This is a genomic window from Caulobacter sp. UNC279MFTsu5.1 (assembly GCF_900114015.1).
GTDB lineage: Bacteria > Pseudomonadota > Alphaproteobacteria > Caulobacterales > Caulobacteraceae > Caulobacter.
In genome coordinates this window covers 16,820-31,878 of record NZ_FORN01000056.1, presented here as the reverse complement: position 1 = coordinate 31,878, position 15,059 = coordinate 16,820, and the positions used below count along the sequence as shown (strand labels likewise).

At 72.1% G+C, this 15,059-nt stretch carries 13 protein-coding genes and 1 riboswitch; of the genes, 10 read left to right on the top strand and 3 right to left on the bottom strand.

Annotation, left to right across the window (positions count from 1 at the left end):
- Nucleotides 1-479 precede the first annotated feature (479 nt).
- On the bottom strand, nt 480-995 hold the full coding sequence (cobU, locus tag BM066_RS22930; RefSeq protein WP_089930542.1) for a bifunctional adenosylcobinamide kinase/adenosylcobinamide-phosphate guanylyltransferase: 516 nt from the start codon (nt 993-995) through the stop codon (nt 480-482).
- 50 nt (nt 996-1,045) lie between these two features.
- Nucleotides 1,046-1,247: riboswitch (cobalamin riboswitch) on the top strand.
- A gap of 108 nt (nt 1,248-1,355) precedes the next feature.
- Between cobU and BM066_RS22925 the strand changes: the two genes are divergently transcribed.
- The 10 genes from BM066_RS22925 to BM066_RS22880 are packed head-to-tail and all read left to right on the top strand — an operon-like array spanning nt 1,356 to nt 10,836.
- On the top strand, nt 1,356-3,284 hold the full coding sequence (locus BM066_RS22925) for a TonB-dependent receptor plug domain-containing protein (RefSeq protein ID WP_089930539.1): 1,929 nt from the start codon (nt 1,356-1,358) through the stop codon (nt 3,282-3,284).
- A gap of 2 nt (nt 3,285-3,286) precedes the next feature.
- Nucleotides 3,287-4,273, top strand: coding sequence for an aminotransferase class I/II-fold pyridoxal phosphate-dependent enzyme (locus tag BM066_RS22920; RefSeq protein ID WP_089930537.1), 987 nt, complete (start codon nt 3,287-3,289; stop codon nt 4,271-4,273).
- Complete coding sequence (gene cobO / locus BM066_RS22915) at nt 4,270-4,890, top strand: cob(I)yrinic acid a,c-diamide adenosyltransferase (RefSeq protein WP_089930534.1); 621 nt, start codon at nt 4,270-4,272, stop codon at nt 4,888-4,890. Before BM066_RS22920 ends, cobO begins: the two co-directional genes overlap by 4 nt.
- The gene (locus tag BM066_RS22910; RefSeq protein WP_255367704.1) at nt 4,887-5,741 is read left to right on the top strand and encodes an ABC transporter substrate-binding protein; all 855 of its coding nucleotides are present in this window, start codon (nt 4,887-4,889) and stop codon (nt 5,739-5,741) included. Before cobO ends, BM066_RS22910 begins: the two co-directional genes overlap by 4 nt.
- Entirely contained in the window at nt 5,738-6,718 is a 981-nt protein-coding gene (locus BM066_RS22905; RefSeq protein ID WP_089930532.1) for a FecCD family ABC transporter permease, read from the top strand. Before BM066_RS22910 ends, BM066_RS22905 begins: the two co-directional genes overlap by 4 nt.
- Nucleotides 6,715-7,524 carry an ABC transporter ATP-binding protein gene (locus tag BM066_RS22900; protein ID WP_255367703.1) on the top strand — a complete coding sequence of 270 codons (810 nt, stop codon included), beginning with the start codon at nt 6,715-6,717 and terminating at the stop codon, nt 7,522-7,524. The genes BM066_RS22905 and BM066_RS22900 overlap by 4 nt, the downstream gene beginning before the upstream one ends.
- A complete protein-coding gene (gene cbiB / locus BM066_RS22895; protein ID WP_255367702.1) occupies nt 7,517-8,485 on the top strand; it encodes an adenosylcobinamide-phosphate synthase CbiB in 969 nt (322 codons plus the stop codon). The genes BM066_RS22900 and cbiB overlap by 8 nt, the downstream gene beginning before the upstream one ends.
- 28 nt (nt 8,486-8,513) lie before the next feature.
- Nucleotides 8,514-9,572 carry a nicotinate-nucleotide--dimethylbenzimidazole phosphoribosyltransferase gene (gene cobT / locus BM066_RS22890; protein ID WP_089930531.1) on the top strand — a complete coding sequence of 353 codons (1,059 nt, stop codon included), beginning with the start codon at nt 8,514-8,516 and terminating at the stop codon, nt 9,570-9,572.
- The gene (gene cobS, locus BM066_RS22885) at nt 9,572-10,330 is read left to right on the top strand and encodes an adenosylcobinamide-GDP ribazoletransferase (RefSeq protein ID WP_089930529.1); all 759 of its coding nucleotides are present in this window, start codon (nt 9,572-9,574) and stop codon (nt 10,328-10,330) included. The genes cobT and cobS overlap by 1 nt, the downstream gene beginning before the upstream one ends.
- Nucleotides 10,327-10,836 (top strand): tyrosine phosphatase family protein, encoded by a 510-nt coding sequence (locus tag BM066_RS22880; RefSeq protein ID WP_089930527.1) that lies wholly within the window; start codon nt 10,327-10,329, stop codon nt 10,834-10,836. The genes cobS and BM066_RS22880 overlap by 4 nt, the downstream gene beginning before the upstream one ends.
- Nucleotides 10,837-10,899: 63 nt before the next feature.
- On the opposite strand, the gene BM066_RS22875 is transcribed toward BM066_RS22880, so the two are convergent.
- Nucleotides 10,900-13,230: a glucan 1,4-alpha-glucosidase gene (locus tag BM066_RS22875; protein WP_089930525.1), complete on the bottom strand. Its 2,331-nt coding sequence runs from the start codon at nt 13,228-13,230 to the stop codon at nt 10,900-10,902.
- Nucleotides 13,231-13,271: 41 nt separating this feature from the next.
- A complete protein-coding gene (locus BM066_RS22870; RefSeq protein WP_089930523.1) occupies nt 13,272-14,834 on the bottom strand; it encodes an MFS transporter in 1,563 nt (520 codons plus the stop codon).
- Nucleotides 14,835-15,059 lie beyond the last annotated feature (225 nt).

The window sequence follows — 15,059 nt, the reverse complement described above, 5'->3', positions numbered from 1 at the left end:
GAGTATTTGTGTGTGCGTTTCGGCTTGGACTGACCGCTCCGCGAAACCGTTTTTCTCAAGGGACGTCGACTGAGGGCTTGTTTCATCCCGGTCGACGTTTCCCCTCGGACGGGCAGGATCAAAGTCGCCCGGAAGGGGCCGTCGGCGACTCCGACAGATCCTGGAACAGGCCGGTTTGAACCTCCCGGCCCCGTCGACCCGCCTGTCCCGCCATCGTTCCCGCCGAACCTTGGGACCTTCTGAGCCCCGCCGCCCGCCAGGAGCCGATCGCCAGGCCCAGGCGGCCCCGCTCGGTTCCATCTCCATCGCCTGCTTGGGCCGGTACCAAGAGCCCTCCCCCGCGATGGGGACAGCTATGATTGTGCAACACCCTCGAGGTCCGAGGACTTGTGACGCTGCTTTTTTGCAGGGCATTGAGATCGTTGAGGTTCGGGTCGACGACGACGGGGACGGACGAGCGCCTGTCCCCGTTCCGAGGCCTATTTCAGGCGCAGCGTCAGCCCGGCCACGAACAGGGTCGCCGCGTCGGCGGCCTGGGCCAAGGCCTGGTGCAGCCGACCGGCCTCGTCGCGGAACCGCCGGGCCAGGGCATTGTCGGGCACGATGCCGAAGCCGACTTCGTTGGACACCAGCCACAGCGTCCCCTCGAACCGCCCGACCGCCTCGACCAGTCCGGAGGCCGCCGCCGCTGCGTCCCGCCCGTCCAGCATCAGGTTGGAAAGCCAGAGGGTCAGGCAGTCGACGACGACCACGTCGCCGGTCCCCAGGCCGTCCAGGGCGGCCGCCAGGTCCAGCGGCGCCTCCAGGGTCGTCCAGGCCGGACCCCGGTCCTGGCGATGGCGGGCGATGCGCTCGGCCATCTCCGAATCGAAGGCCTGGGCGGTGGCGATCATGACCAGCCGGCCGCCGGTTTCCGCGGCCAAGGCTTCCGCCGAGGCCTGGGCGAAGGCGCTTTTTCCGGATCGGGCTCCGCCCAGGACGAGGGTGAACGGCAAGACGCGCTCCAGATTGCCCAGTCAGATTGACCGTGTGCGGCGCAACATATAGTGCAGCTCACGCGACAGGTTCCTCGAAAGAGGATGAAAAGGGAACTCGGGTGCGAAACCCGGGCTGCCCCCGCAACTGTAAGCGGCGAGCCCGCGCGTCACGAAGCCACTGACTGCTTTCCTCGGAGAGCGGCTGGGAAGGCGACGCGCACCGGCGACGACCCGCGAGCCAGGAGACCTGCCCGTCGCGGTCGTCCTTCGTCCGGCCGGGGTGCGCCGTACGATGGGGTTCTTTCCCCCGAGGCGACATCGCCAGGCCAGCCCGATTCCTCGGGCCGGCCTTCGTTGCCGCGCACGGAGGACTTGAACATGCGCTCGACTTCCATCCTGGCCCTGGTGGCCGCCCTTCCCGCCCTCGCCCTGCCGAGCCAGGTCCTGGCCGCCGACGCCGTCGACGCGCCCAGCGAAGTCGACCAGATCGTCGTTACCGCCGGCCGCGCCGCCGACAAGCTGTCCGAAACCCCGGTCAGCATGACCGTCATCGACGCCGAGACCCTGCGCCAGCGCCAGGCGGTGGTGGTCTCCGACCTGCTGTCGCGCACGCCCGGCGTCACAGTCACCCGCAACGGGGGCGTGGGCGGCTCGACCCAGGTGCGCATCCGCGGCGCCGAAAGCGACCAGACGGCCGTGCTGATCGACGGCGTCAAGCTGAGCGACCCGTCGGCGACCGGCGGCGGCTACAACTTCGCCACCCTGCTGGCCGGCGACGTCGACCGCATCGAGGTGTTGCGCGGCCCGCAATCGACCCTGTGGGGCAGCCAGGCCATCGGGGGCGTGGTCAGCATGATCACCAAGACCCCGGACGGTCCGCTGGCGGGCGACGCCACGGTCGAGGGCGGCTCGCGCGCCACGGCCTACGCCCGGGTGGGCGTCGGGGCCGGCGGCGACTGGGGCGGCTGGCGCCTGGCGGCGGGATCCTACACCACCGCCGGCGTCTCCAACTTCGACCAGGCCCTGGGCGGCAAGGAGAAGGACGGCTACCGCAACACCGCGCTCAGCGGCCGCCTGGACCTGAAGGCGACGGATTGGGCCAGCCTGGACGCGCGCCTGTCCTACGCCAAGGGCCGCAACGAATTCGACGGCTTCCCCGCCCCGCTGTTCTCGTTCGCCGACACCGCCGAGTACGGCAAGACCAAGGAGCTGGTCAGCTATCTGGGCGCGCGCCTGTCCAACTTCGACGGCGCCCTGAACAGCCGCATCGGTTATTCGTACACCCAGACCGATCGCGACAACTACGACCCCAGCCAAGCCGTCACGACCAAGACGTTCGACGCCAAGGGCACCGACAACAGCCTGGAATACCAGGGCACCTGGACGATCAACCCGGTCTGGCGCGCGGTGTTCGGGGTCTCGACCGAGCGCTCGTGGTTCCGCACCGCCGCGCCCTCCAGCTTCGACCCGACCCCGACGCCCGACCGCCACGCCACCGGCATGGACAGCGTCTACGGCCAGCTGCAGGCCAAGCTCGCCCCCGGCCTGACCCTGACGGGCGGCGTTCGCCACGACGACCACGACACCTTCGGCGGCGCCACCACCTACCAGGCCGGCGCGACCTGGAGCCCGAACGGCGGCGCCACCGTGATCCGCGCCAACTACGGCGAAGGCTTCAAGGCCCCGTCGCTGTACCAGCTGTACAGCGACTACGGGAACACCAGCCTGAAACCGGAAGAGGCCAGGAGCTGGGACGTCAGCGTCGAGCACAGCGTCCTGGACGGCCGCCTGCGCGGGGCGATCACCTATTTCAACCGCGACACCAAGAACCAGATCGACTTCATGTCGAACAACACCCCGCCCAATTTCGGCGGCTACGCCAACACCGCCAAAACCCAGGCCGACGGCGTCGAGGTGGAGGGCAGCTTCGAGGTCAATTCCGTCCTTACACTCTCGGCCAACTACACCAATATGGACGCGGTCAACCGCTCGGCCGGCCCCAACTACGGCAAGGACCTGGCCCGCCGGGCCGGCGAAACCGCCTCGGCGGACGCCGAGCTGAGCCTGCCGAACGGCCTGACCGGCGGGGTGACGATGCAGTATGTCGGCCACAGCTTCGACAACGCCAGCAACACCCGGCGGCTGAAGAGCTACGTGCTGACCGACGTGCGGATCTCCTATCCGATCAACGACACGTTCGAGCTGTACGGCCGGATCGAGAACCTGTTCGACCAGCAGTACGAGACCCTCTACCGCTACGGGACCCTGGGCCGCGGCGCCTTCGCCGGCGTGCGGGCCAGGTTCTAGCCATGGCGACGCCGGCGGCCTTCCTCGGCCACGGCGGACGCCTCGGCGCGGCGCGGACGGCCTGGCCGGACGCGCCGACGCCGTGGCTGGACCTGTCGACGGGGATCAATCCCTGGCCCTATCCGGTCCCGGCTCTGGCGCCGGAGACCTGGTCACGCCTGCCCGATCCGGACTCGCTGCTGGCTCTGGAACGGGTCGCAGCCGAGGCGTTCGGCGTCGAGGATCCGGCACGGGTCGTCGCGGCGGCCGGCAGCGAGGCGCTGATCCGCCTGCTGCCGCGCCTGGGCGAAGCGCGACGGATCGCCATCCCGCCCCGGACCTATGGCGGTCACGCCGAGGCCTGGCGGGCGGCCGGCGCCCTCGTCGTCGATCCAGGCGACGCGGCGGCCGACCTGCGGGTGCTGGTCAATCCGGACAACCCCAGCGGCCACGCCCTGCCGTCCGACCAGGTCCTCGGCCTGACGGACGGGCCGCTGCTGGTCGACGAGGCGTTCGTGGAGGTCGATCCGACGCTCTCCGTCAGCCCGCTGGCCGGCGCGCCGGGCTTTGAGCGCCTGATCGTCCTGCGCTCGTTCGGCAAGTTCCACGGCCTGGCCGGCGCGCGCCTGGGCTTCCTGGTCGCCGCACCGGCCCTGGCCGCCCGCGTCCGCCAGGCGCTGGGCGACTGGCCCGTCTCCGGCCCGGCGATCGCCGCCGGCCTGGCGGCCTATGCCGACGCGGACTGGGCGGCGCGCACCCGCCTGCGTCTAGCGGAAGACGCCGCCCGCCTCGACGCCCTGCTGCGCCGGGCCGGGTTCGCGATCGCCGGCGGCACGGCGCTGTTTCGCCTGGCGCGCGCGACCGACGCGCCGCGCCGCTTCGAGACCCTGGCCCGCGCCGGGATCCTGACCCGCCCCTTCCCCTGGGACGAGACGCTGATCCGCTTCGGCCTGCCCGGCCCGCAAGCGGACTGGCTCCGCCTCGCCAACGCCCTGGAGAGCCTCCGATGAGCGACGACCCGAACGCCCAAGACCTCAACGCCAAGCACGCGCAAGCCATGAAGGCCCTCAAGGCCGAGCGCGACGCGATGATGGAGACCAAGACCCTCGAGAAGGGCCTGCTGCTGGTCCATACCGGCGACGGCAAGGGCAAGTCCTCGGCCGGCTTCGGCATGGTGGCCAGGAACCTGGGCTGGGGCCTGAAGGTCGGCGTCGTCCAGTACATCAAGGGCAAGTGGAAGACCGGCGAGCGCCTGTTCTTCAGCAAGTTCCCCGACCAGGTGCGCTACGCAGTGATGGGCGAGGGCTTCACCTGGGACACCCAGGACCGCGAGCGCGACATCGCCGCCGCCCGGGCCGCCTGGCTGGTGTCGCAGGAGATGATCGCCGATCCCAAGCTGGACTTCGTGCTGCTGGACGAGATCAACATCGCCCTGCGCTACGACTATCTCGACATCGACGAAGTGGTGGCGGTGCTGAAGGCGCGCCCCAACGACAAGCATGTCTGCCTGACCGGCCGCAACGCCAAGCCGCAGCTGCTGGAGATCGCCGACCTGGTCACCGAGATGACCCTGGTCAAGCATCCGTTCGAGCAGGGCTTCAAGGCCCAGCGCGGGGTCGAGTTTTGACCGGGCTCACGCGTCGCGCCGCGGTCGGAGCGGGTCTGGCGGCGGGCCTTGCGGGCGGCGCGGCCAGCGCCGGCGCCCCGCCCCGCGTCATCTCGCTGAACCCCTGCCTGGATGCGGTGCTGGTCCATGTCGCCGACCGCGCCCAGATCGTGGCGCTCAGCCACTACGCCCGCGACCCGCAGCAGTCGGGCATCGCCGCGATCGCCCGGACCTATCCGATCACCTACGAGAGCGCCGAGGAGGTGATCGCCCTGCGGCCGGACGTGGTGCTGACCGCCGCCCACTCCTCGCCCGCCACCCGCGCGGCGCTGAAGCGGCTGGGCGTCCGCACCGAGCTGTTCAAGGTGCCCAACAGCTGGGTCGAGAACCAGGACCAGATCCGGCGCATCGCCGAGTCCGCCGGCCATCCGCGGCGCGGCGAGGCGCTGATCGCCCGGGTCGAGGCGGCGATGGCCAGGGGCGCGCCGCGTCCCGGAACCCGCCCGATCACCGCCCTGGTCTTCCAGCCCAACGGCATGGCGGCCGGCCACGGCACCCTGGTCGACGAGATGATGCGCCGCGCCGGCTTCGTGAACGTCGCCCAGCGCTACGGCCTGAAGAAGTGGGGCAACGTCTCGCTGGAGCGGCTGCTGGACGATCCGCCCGAGGTGCTGCTGGCCGGCCAGGCCGCGCCCAACGCCGCGACCTGGGCCGAGCGGATCCTGAACCATCCGGCCCTGGCCAGCGTCTCGTCCCGCATGACCCGGGCGGCGTTCCCCGAGCGGCTGCTCTATTGCGGCGGCCCCGGCCTCGTGGACACCGTCGCCGCCCTGGCGACCGCCCGCCGCCAAGTCCTGGGAGCCGCCGCATGACCCGACGCCTTCTGCTGCTGGGCGGGCTTGGCTTGCTGGTGCTGCTTCTGAGCGGTCTGTCGCTGATGGCCGGCCGGGTCTGGGTTCCGTGGAGCGCCTGGTCGCAGGCCGCCCACGACCCGCGCTGGGCGATCATCTTCGAACTGCGGCTGCCGCGCACCATCCTGGCGGTCGCGGTCGGCGCGGCCCTGGGCCTGTCCGGCGCGGCGATGCAGGGCTACACCCGCAACCCGCTGGCCGATCCCGGCGTGCTGGGCGTGTCGTCCATGGCCGCCCTGGGTGCGGTGATGACCATGTATCTGAGCCTTGGCCTGACCACGCCCTGGCTGCTGTTCGTGGCGGCGATGATCGGCGCGGGGCTCGGCGTGGCCGTGATGCTGGTCCTGGCCGGCGGAACCGGCGGGACCATCACCTTCATCCTGGCCGGAGTGATCCTCAACACCGTGGCCAGCGCCGGCGTCGCCCTGGCGCTGAGCCTGGCCCCCAGCCCCTGGGCGGCGCAGGAGATCATCAACTGGCTGCTGGGCTCGCTGGCCGACCGCAGCGCCGACGACGTCTGGCGCGCCCTGCCCTTCATCGTCGCCGGTTCGGGCGTGATGCTGATGCTGGGCCGGGCGCTGAACGCCCTGACCCTGGGCGAGACCGGGGCCCGGGCGCTGGGGATCGACCTGAACCTGACCCGAGTGCTGCTGGCCGTCGGCGTCGGTCTGGCCTCGGGCGCCAGCGTGGCGGTGACCGGCATGATCGGCTTCGTCGGCCTGATCGTCCCGCACCTGATGCGGCCGCTGGTCGGCCACCAGCCGGGCGCCCTGCTGGCCCCCAGCGCCGTGGCCGGGGCGGCTCTGGTGCTGGCCGCCGACATCCTGGTGCGGCTGACGCCCTCGGCCGCCGAGGTTCGCCTGGGCGTGGCCATGGCCGCCGTGGGCGGGCCGTTCTTCCAGGCCCTGCTGATCTCGATGCGCCGGAGGCTGGCATGAAGGACACCGGCATGAACGAGACCGGCATGAGCGATCTGGTCGCCGATAACCTGACCGTCGCCCTGGGCGGCCGCGCGGTGCTGGCCGGGGTCGCGGCGCGGTTCCGCACGGGCGAGGTCACCGCCATTGTCGGGCCCAACGGCGCGGGCAAGTCGACCCTGCTGGCCTGCCTGGCCGGATTGCGCCGCCCCGACGCCGGCCAGGTCCGCCTGGACGACCGGCCGGTCCTGGCCCTGAACCCCCGCGAACGCGCCCGGCGCATCGGCTTCCTGCCCCAGACGCCGGAGGTGGCCTGGGCCGTGGACGTCGAGACCCTGGTCGGGCTTGGCCGCACCCCGCACAGCGGCGCCCGGGGGCTCAGCGACGCCGATCACGCCGCCGTCCGGGCCGCCCTGGTCCGCACCCGCATGACCGGCCTGGCCCATCGCGATGTCACCACCCTGTCGGGCGGCGAGCGGGCCCGCGCCCTGCTGGCCCGGGTGCTGGCGGGCGAGCCGTCGTGGCTGCTGGCCGACGAGCCGCTGGCGGGACTGGACCCCGGTCACCAGCTGGACGCCGTCGACCTGATGCGCGCCTTCGCGGCCGAGCGCGGCCACGGCGTGGTCATGACCCTGCACGACCTGGGCGTGGCCCTGCGCCTGGCCGACCGGGTGCTGGTGCTGCGCGATGGGACCCTGATCGCCGACGCCGCGCCGCTGGACGCCCTGACGCCCGCCGTGCTGGAGCAGGCCTATGGCGTGAAGGCCGCGATCGTGGCGGGCGGCGCCGGACCGTTGATCGAACTGATCGGACGGGCGGGTGGCTGACGTCCCGCCCTGGCCCTGGGTCACGGCCCTGGCCCTGGGGCTGGAGGCGATGCTGGGCTATCCGGCGGCGCTGAACCGGCTGGCCGGGCATCCGGTGGCCTGGCCGGCGGCGCTGATCGAGGGGCTGGAGCAACGCTGGAACCGGCCGACCGCGTCCGACCGGCGCCGCCGACTGCTGGGCGTCGCGCTGGTCGTGCTGCTGGTCGCCGCTTCCGTCCTGCTCGGCGCGGCGGTGCAAGGCCTGGCGGGGACCAGCCTGGCCGCGCAGGCGTTCATCGCCCTGGTCGCGACCGTCGGCCTGGCCCAGCGCAGCCTGCACGACCATGTCACGGCCGTCCTGGCGCCGCTGCGGGCCGGCGACCTGCCGACCGCCCGCGCGGCGGTGGGGCTGATCGTCGGCCGCGACACCGAACCGCTCGACGCCGAGGGCGTGGCCGCCGCCGCCCTGGAGAGCCTGGCCGAAAGCTTCAACGACGGCGTCGTCGCCCCGGCCCTCTGGCTGCTGGCCGGCGGCCTGCCCGGGCTGTTCGCCTACAAGAGCGTCAACACCGCCGACAGCCTGGTCGGCCACCGGGAAGAGCGCTGGCGGATGTTCGGCTGGGCGGCGGCGCGCACCGACGATCTGATGAACCTGGCCCCGGCCCGGCTGGCCGGCGGTCTGATCGCCCTGGCGGGGGCCAGGACCTTCGCCGACGGCTGGCGGATCATGGTCCGCGACGCCCGCCGGCACGCCTCGCCCAACGCCGGCTGGCCGGAGGCCGCCATGGCCGGGGCCCTGGGCGTCCAGCTGGGCGGCGACGCGGTCTACGACGGCGCGCGGACCGAACGGCCGACCTTCGGCGACGGACCGCGCCCGACCGCCGCCGACCTCGAACGCGGCCTGCGCCTCTATCGCCGGGCCTGCCTGCTGCTGTGGACGATCCCGCTGGCCGCCGGCCTGATCGTCGTGCTCGCCCGATGACCCTTGCTGGTCTATCCAGGATCTCATCATGATGACCCTCCCCGCCCTCGCCGCCGCCATCACCCCCGTCGACGCCGCGCTCGAGCCGATCCTGCGGGCCCTGCTGGACGGCAAGGCCAAGCCGCCGGGGTCGCTGGGGCAGATCGAGGACTTGGCGGTGCGGATCGGCCTGATCCAGAACCGGCCGGACCCGCGCATCGCCCGCACCGACCTCTATGTGTTCGCCGGCGACCACGGCCTGACCGACGAGGGGGTTTCGGCCTACCCGTCCAGCGTCACCGCCGCCATGGTCGGGTTGTTCCTGTCGGGCCGCTCCAGCGTCAGCGCGTTCGCCAAGGCCTCGGGCGTCCAGGTCCGCGTGGTGGACGCCGGGGTCGACGCCGACCTGCCCGACCATCCCGACCTGATCGCCGCCAAGATCCGGCCCGGGACCCGCAACGCCGCCCGCGAACCGGCCCTGACGCCGGACGAGGTGCTGGCCGCCGTCGCCCAGGGCGCCGACATCGCCCGGGCGGCGGCCGCCGACGGGGCCGACGTCATCGCCCTGGGCGAGATGGGCATCGGCAACAGCTCGTCCGCCGCCCTGGTCATGCACCGCCTGGCCCCCGCCCCGCTCGACGCCTGCGTCGGCCAGGGCACGGGCCACGACGCCGAGGGCCTGGCCCGCAAGATGGCCGGGACCGTCCGGGCCGCTCAGCGTTCGGACGCGACCCAGCCGCTGGACGTGCTGGCCCAGTTCGGCGGCTGCGAGATCGCCATGATGGCCGGCGCGGTGCTGGGCGCGGCCTCCATGCGGCGCGTGGTGCTGGTCGACGGCTTCATCAGCACGGCCGCCGCCCTGGCCGCCGTCCGCCTGGTCCCCGCCGCCCTCGACTATTGCGTCTTCGCCCACGGTTCGGCCGAGCGCGGCCATCCGGCGATGCTGCAGGCCCTGGGCGCGCGGCCGCTGCTGGACCTGGGCCTGCGGCTGGGCGAAGGCACCGGCGCGGCCCTGGCGGCCCCGCTGCTGGTGGCGGCCGCCAACCTGCTGACCGAGGTCGCCGCCCTGGCCGACGTCCTGGCCGGCGGCCAGGCGAGTCCGGGCTGATGCCGCGCCAGCTGAAGCTGTTCTTCTGCGCCCTGCAGTTCCTGACCCGCCTGCCGGCCCCGTCGTTCGCCGACTTCCAGCCGGACTGGATCACCCGCGCCGCCCGTTACTATCCCTTGGTCGGGATCCTGGCGGGGGCGATCGGGGCCGGCGTGCTGCTGGCGGCCGGACAGCTGTGGAGCGGGGTCCTGCCGGCCCTGCTGGCCGTGGCGGCGGGGGTGCTGGTCACCGGCGGCTTCCACGAGGACGGCCTGGCCGACACCGCCGACGGCCTGGGCGGCGGCCAGACCCCGGCCCGGCGGCTGGAGATCATGAAGGACAGCCGCATCGGGACCTACGGCGTCCTGGCCCTGGGCCTGACGCTGGCGATCAAGGTCGCGGCGCTGGCGACCCTGCCCCTGGCGACCGCCGCCTTGGCCCTGGTCGCCGCCCATGGCGCCGGCCGGGTCGCCGCCGTCGCGGTCATGGTGCTGGGCCGCCATGTCAGCGACCGCGACGACGCCAAGTACAAGCCCGCGCCCGATGGCGTGCGGCCCTACGAACTGCTGATCGCCGCCGGGTTGGGCCTGTGGCCGCTGGCCCCGCTGGGCTGGCCGGGCCTGGCGGGGGCGGCGGTCGGCGCGGCCCTGGCCGCGGCCCTGGCCCTGACGGCCCGGCGGCTGATCGGCGGCCACACCGGCGACGTGCTGGGCGGGATCGAGCAGGCTTGCGAACTTGGCGTCCTGCTGGGCGTCTCGGCCGCGATGGCGACGCGGTGACCCTGCTGGTCTGCCCGCTCAGCCAGGTCGAGACGGCGCGAACGCTGCACCGGCCGTCGCACGTGGTCAGCCTGCTGTCGCCCACCGACGACAAGGCCTGGCCTGCGCCGAACCCCGGCGATGCGCACCTGCGCCTGGCCTTTCACGACATCGTCGAGCCGCGCGACGGCTTGACGGCGCCCGACGCGGCCCTGGTGGCCCAGCTGCTGGACTTCGCGGCCGGATGGGACGCGGCGCGGCCGATGCTGGTCCACTGCTGGGCCGGGGTCAGCCGCTCGACGGCCGCGGCCTTCGTCGTCGCCTGCCAGCGCGCGCCGGAACGGTCCGAGCGCGACATCGCCCAGGCCCTGCGCGCCGCCGCCCCCCACGCCACCCCGAACCGGCTGGTGGTCGCCCTAGCCGACACGGCGCTGGGCCGCGCCGGCCGGATGTCGGCGGCCGTCGCCGAGATCGGCCGCGGCGCCGACGCGTTCGAAGGCGCGCTGTTCGAGCTGCCCCTGAAGTGACGCTTCTAAAGTGAAGCTTCCGCCCGTCCCGATTCTTCCTGGAACGGGCGGAGCTTGGTCGCTTTACTTCGCGTAGCGCGCCGCCACTGGGGCGTAGCGATCCCACACCTGGCCGTCGCTGACCGAGCGCAGCAGCTTGACGTATTCGGCGTGCGACCAGGCCAGGGGCGTGGCCGAGTCCGTGCCCTCGCCGCGCGCATAGCCGTGCGGGTTGGGGCCGATGCCGTCCCAGACCTGCTCGGGGATCAGCAGGCCCTCGTTGGCGAACAGCTCCATGGCCTTGACGTAGCGGTCGCGGATCTTCTGGATCGCCGCGGCGTCGGGCTTGCCGTTCAGGCTGGCCACGGCCAGTTCGTAATGGCCGCGCTCGCCGGTGAAGATCGGCCAGACCCGGCCGCGCTGGCCGGGCGACATCTGGCCGCCGACGCCGTAGTTGGCCCCGGTCTTGGCGTCCTCGCCGTAGCCGTCGACGTCGTAGCGCCGCCAGCCCGGAAACTCGCCCGCCACGCCCGGGAAGGCGAAGTCGTAGCGCACGCGGTAGAGATCGGCCCGGCTGGTGTCGTCCAGCTCCGGCAGGCTGCCGACGATCGCGGCGTCGTCGGCCCGGCGCACGCCGTAGCGGACCAGCTCCAGAAAGCCGCCGTCGACCACCTGGTCCTTGGGCGGGGCGATCTGGCCGTTGGCGGCGCCGATCGGGGCGTGGTCGTTGGGGTCCTCGTTCTGGTTCAGGCGCACATAGTAGGTCCCGTCGCCGAAGGGGCCCTTGGTGGTGACCATCCGCGCCTCGACCTTGGCCGAATAGGCGTCGGCCGTGGCGCGGTAGCGCGCCGCCCCGGCCGTGTCGCCGGCCAGCTCGGCGATGTCGCCCGCCACCACCAGGCCCGCGATCGTCGCCGCGGTGGTCGAGGGCGAATGGCCGCCCTGCTCTTCCCAGCGCTCCTGCTGGGTGAACGGCGGGGTGATGGTCTCGTGGTTCCACCCGACGCCGACCTTGCCGCCGTCGACCAGGAAGTCGGCCGCCGGCTTGATCATCTTGCCGTAATAGGCCTTGAGGTCGGCCTCCGGCAGCCAGCCCAGCTTCCACAGCTTCCAGCCCAGCATGATCGGCATGGCGGTTTGGTCCAGCTGGACGCCGACCCATTCCGTCGTGCCATCCACCCAGGTCTTCTGCAGGAACCAGCCGCCGACCCCGGTGTTGCCCTTGGTCGTCGCCTTGACCTGCACCTGCGGCAGATAGTGGAAGGCGGCCAGCGGCGTCTGCCTGTCGCCCAGGGCCGCCAGGGCCATGGCGCACTGGTAGAAGTCGCGCGGCCAGACGGCCTTGTAACCGGTCGAGGGCTTGGACGCGTCCACCGTGTCGCCCCAAGGGTTGGACAGCGAGGCGATCAGGGCCCCGGCATAGGTGCGGTCCTCCTGCACCTTCAGCATCAGGGCGCTGGCCTGGACCAGCTTGCCGCCGTCCTCCGAGGCCTCGCGCAGGCGCGGCAGCTCGGTCAGCGAGGCCAGATAGTCCTCCCAGCCGACGCGGTCGCCCTCGCCGTTGTAGCGGGCCAGCACCTCGTCATAACCGGTCTTCAGCGTGGCCGCAGCGGCCTGGTCGGCCGCCGCCGCGTCGCCGCCGAAGCCGATGGCGAAGTCGTAGGTCGCCTCGCCCGAGGCTTGCTGCGGAAGCTGGGCGGTCAGGACGATCGCGCCCTTGGCCGCCGCGCCGCCGGTCAGGGTCGCGGCCTTCACGGCCGAGAGCGCGTCGCCGCCCAGCGGCGCGGCGACGGCCTTCACGAACGGCCGGCCGCCCTTCAGGCTGAGAAAGGCCTTGCCCTCGTAGGCGGTCAGGGCCGAGGCGCTCGCCGCGCCCGTGTCGCCGCCGCCGGTGTTGGCCATGTGCGGCTCCAGCACCAGGAACGGCGTCACCGGCCCCTTCAGGGCGCGGACCGTGACCCGCACGAACAGGGCGTTGCGGTCCGGGTCGGTGAAGATCCGCTTCTCGATCTCGAACCGGCCCTGCTTGTCGGTGGTGGTCACCCTGTAGGCGGGCGACAGCGGCCGGCCGGCGGCGTCCAGGTGCAGGTATTCGGTCTTGCTGGTGGTGTCGGCGCCCTCGACGGCCAGGCCGGTCGCGGTCTTCACCGCCACGCGCAGCTGCTTGATCTGGGCCTCGTGGATCAGGCCGTACATGATCTCGGTCAGGGTCCCGTCGGCGATCGAGAACCACACCTTCGACACCGCGCCGGTGGGGCCGCCGTCCTTGTAGGCGCCGTCGACATAGGCCTCGTACGAGGCGCCGACGCCGGTCTTGGCGGCATAGGCCCAAGTGGTCGGGGTCTCGGCGCGAGCGCCGGCGCCGAGGGCCGTGGCGGCCGCCGAGGCCAGGGCGAGCATCTTCAGGCAACGCATGGAACTACCTCATGAAAGGACGGCGTCGATCAGGACGCTGATCAGGCTTTGGACAGCGCTTCGGGCGACGCGGATTCGGTGGGCGACGCCCTGGGCTCGCCGACGTCGCGGACCCGGAACACGCAGGCGGCGGCGGCCAGCATCCCGCCCGCGCCCAGCACCAGGGCCCAGATCGCTTCGCCGCCGAAGAAGGCCTTGAGCAGCAGGCCCAGGATGGTCGCCGCCAGCAGCTGCGGGATGACGATGAAGAAGTTGAAGATGCCCATATAGACGCCCATCTTCGCGGCCGGCAGAGCGCCCGACAGGATCGAATACGGGGCCGACAGGATCGACGACCAGGCGAAGCCCACGCCGATCATCGGGATCCACAGCAGGCCCGGCTCGCGGATCAGCGGGAACGCCGCCAGGCCCAGGCCGCCCAGGCCAAGGCAAAGGGCGTGGCTGGCCTTGCGGCCGACGGCGCGGGCGATCAGCGGGATCACCAGGGCCGCCAGGGCCGCCACGCCGTTATAGATCGCGAACAGCACCCCCACCCAGTCGGCGCCGTCGTTATAGGCCCGCGAGGCGGTGTCCGCGGCGTGGTAGTGGAAGGCGGCGACGGCCGGGGTCGTGTAGATCCACATGGCGAACAGGCCGAACCACGAGAAGAACTGCACCACCGCCAGCTGCTTCATGGTGGCCGGCATGCGGAACAGGTCCTCGACCACTTCGGAGAAGCCGTTGGCGGTGCGGTCGGCGCGCCTCAGGCCGCCGGCGACCAGCTGCGCCAGGCCGAACAGGCCGATCATGCCGGCCAGGACGTAGAGCTCCTTCTCCAGGCGCGCAGCGAAGATCGCGGCGGCCAGCAACAGGCCGGCCAGGGTCCAGACCAGCCCCCCGACCAGGTAGGCGCGGACGGTGCGGGTCGGCGCCTCGCCGACGGCGCTCGGCGCCTGCCCCTTCAGCGCGCGCTCCGAGGCCTCGAAGGCCGCCAGTTGCTCGGGGCTGTATTCGCGGGTCGTGAACACCGTCCACAGCACCGACAGCAAGAGGCCGGCCGCGCCGGCGTAGAAGGCGATGTGCACCGAGGGCGGTACGCCGCCGTCCGCCGCCACGTTGCTGACCGAGAACCAATGGGTCAGCATCCACGGCAGGGCCGAGGCCAAGACCGCGCCCGCGCCGATGAAGAAGCTCTGCATGGCGTAGCCGGAGGCGCGCTGCTCGTCGGGCAGGTTGTCGCCGACGAAGGCGCGGAACGGCTCCATGGTGATGTTGATCGAGGCGTCCATCACCCACAGGGCGGCCGCGGCGATCCACAGCGCCGGGGCGTTGGGCATGACCAGCAGGGCCGCGCTGGTCAGGATCGCGCCCCAGAAGAAGTACGGCCGTCGACGGCCCAGGCGTCCCCAGGTCTTGTCGCTGAGATAGCCGATGACCGGCTGCACCAGCAGGCCCGTGGCCGGGGCGGCGATCCACAGGATGGCCAGGTGGTTCACCTCGACGCCGAGGCTCTGGAAGATTCGCGAGGTGTTGGCGTTCTGCAGGCCGAAGCCGATCTGGATCCCGAAGAACCCGAAGCACATGTTCCAGATCTGGAAGCCGTTCAGCCGGGCCTTGGTCGCCATCGCTCCCCTTTCCAAGCTCCGTTGGGTCGGAGCTTTGCGCAAATTTTTTCAGCGCTTTGTACGGGGCGCATTTGCGCATGCGCCGGCCCGGCTGGCAACGGAATTTCCGAGCACTGGCGGGATAATATCGTCATTTTTGCAGAAAATTCCGCCCTCCACTGCTCTGAAACCGACCCGCTCGCCGCCGCGAGATCGGCAAGAAGTTGCATAAATTTTCAGGACTTG

Excerpts from the sequence above, each read along its gene's own strand:
- cobS (WP_089930529.1), top strand. The coding sequence starts at position 9,572 with ATGCCGCGCCAGCTGAAGCTGTTCTTCTGCGCCCTGCAGTTCCTGACC.
- cobO (WP_089930534.1), top strand. The coding sequence starts at position 4,270 with ATGAGCGACGACCCGAACGCCCAAGACCTCAACGCCAAGCACGCGCAA.
- BM066_RS22920 (WP_089930537.1), top strand. The coding sequence starts at position 3,287 with ATGGCGACGCCGGCGGCCTTCCTCGGCCACGGCGGACGCCTCGGCGCG.
- BM066_RS22875 (WP_089930525.1), bottom strand. The coding sequence starts at position 13,230 with ATGCGTTGCCTGAAGATGCTCGCCCTGGCCTCGGCGGCCGCCACGGCC.
- BM066_RS22905 (WP_089930532.1), top strand. The coding sequence starts at position 5,738 with ATGACCCGACGCCTTCTGCTGCTGGGCGGGCTTGGCTTGCTGGTGCTG.
- BM066_RS22870 (WP_089930523.1), bottom strand. The coding sequence starts at position 14,834 with ATGGCGACCAAGGCCCGGCTGAACGGCTTCCAGATCTGGAACATGTGC.
- BM066_RS22925 (WP_089930539.1), top strand. The coding sequence starts at position 1,356 with ATGCGCTCGACTTCCATCCTGGCCCTGGTGGCCGCCCTTCCCGCCCTC.
- BM066_RS22900 (WP_255367703.1), top strand. The coding sequence starts at position 6,715 with ATGAAGGACACCGGCATGAACGAGACCGGCATGAGCGATCTGGTCGCC.
- cobT (WP_089930531.1), top strand. The coding sequence starts at position 8,514 with ATGATGACCCTCCCCGCCCTCGCCGCCGCCATCACCCCCGTCGACGCC.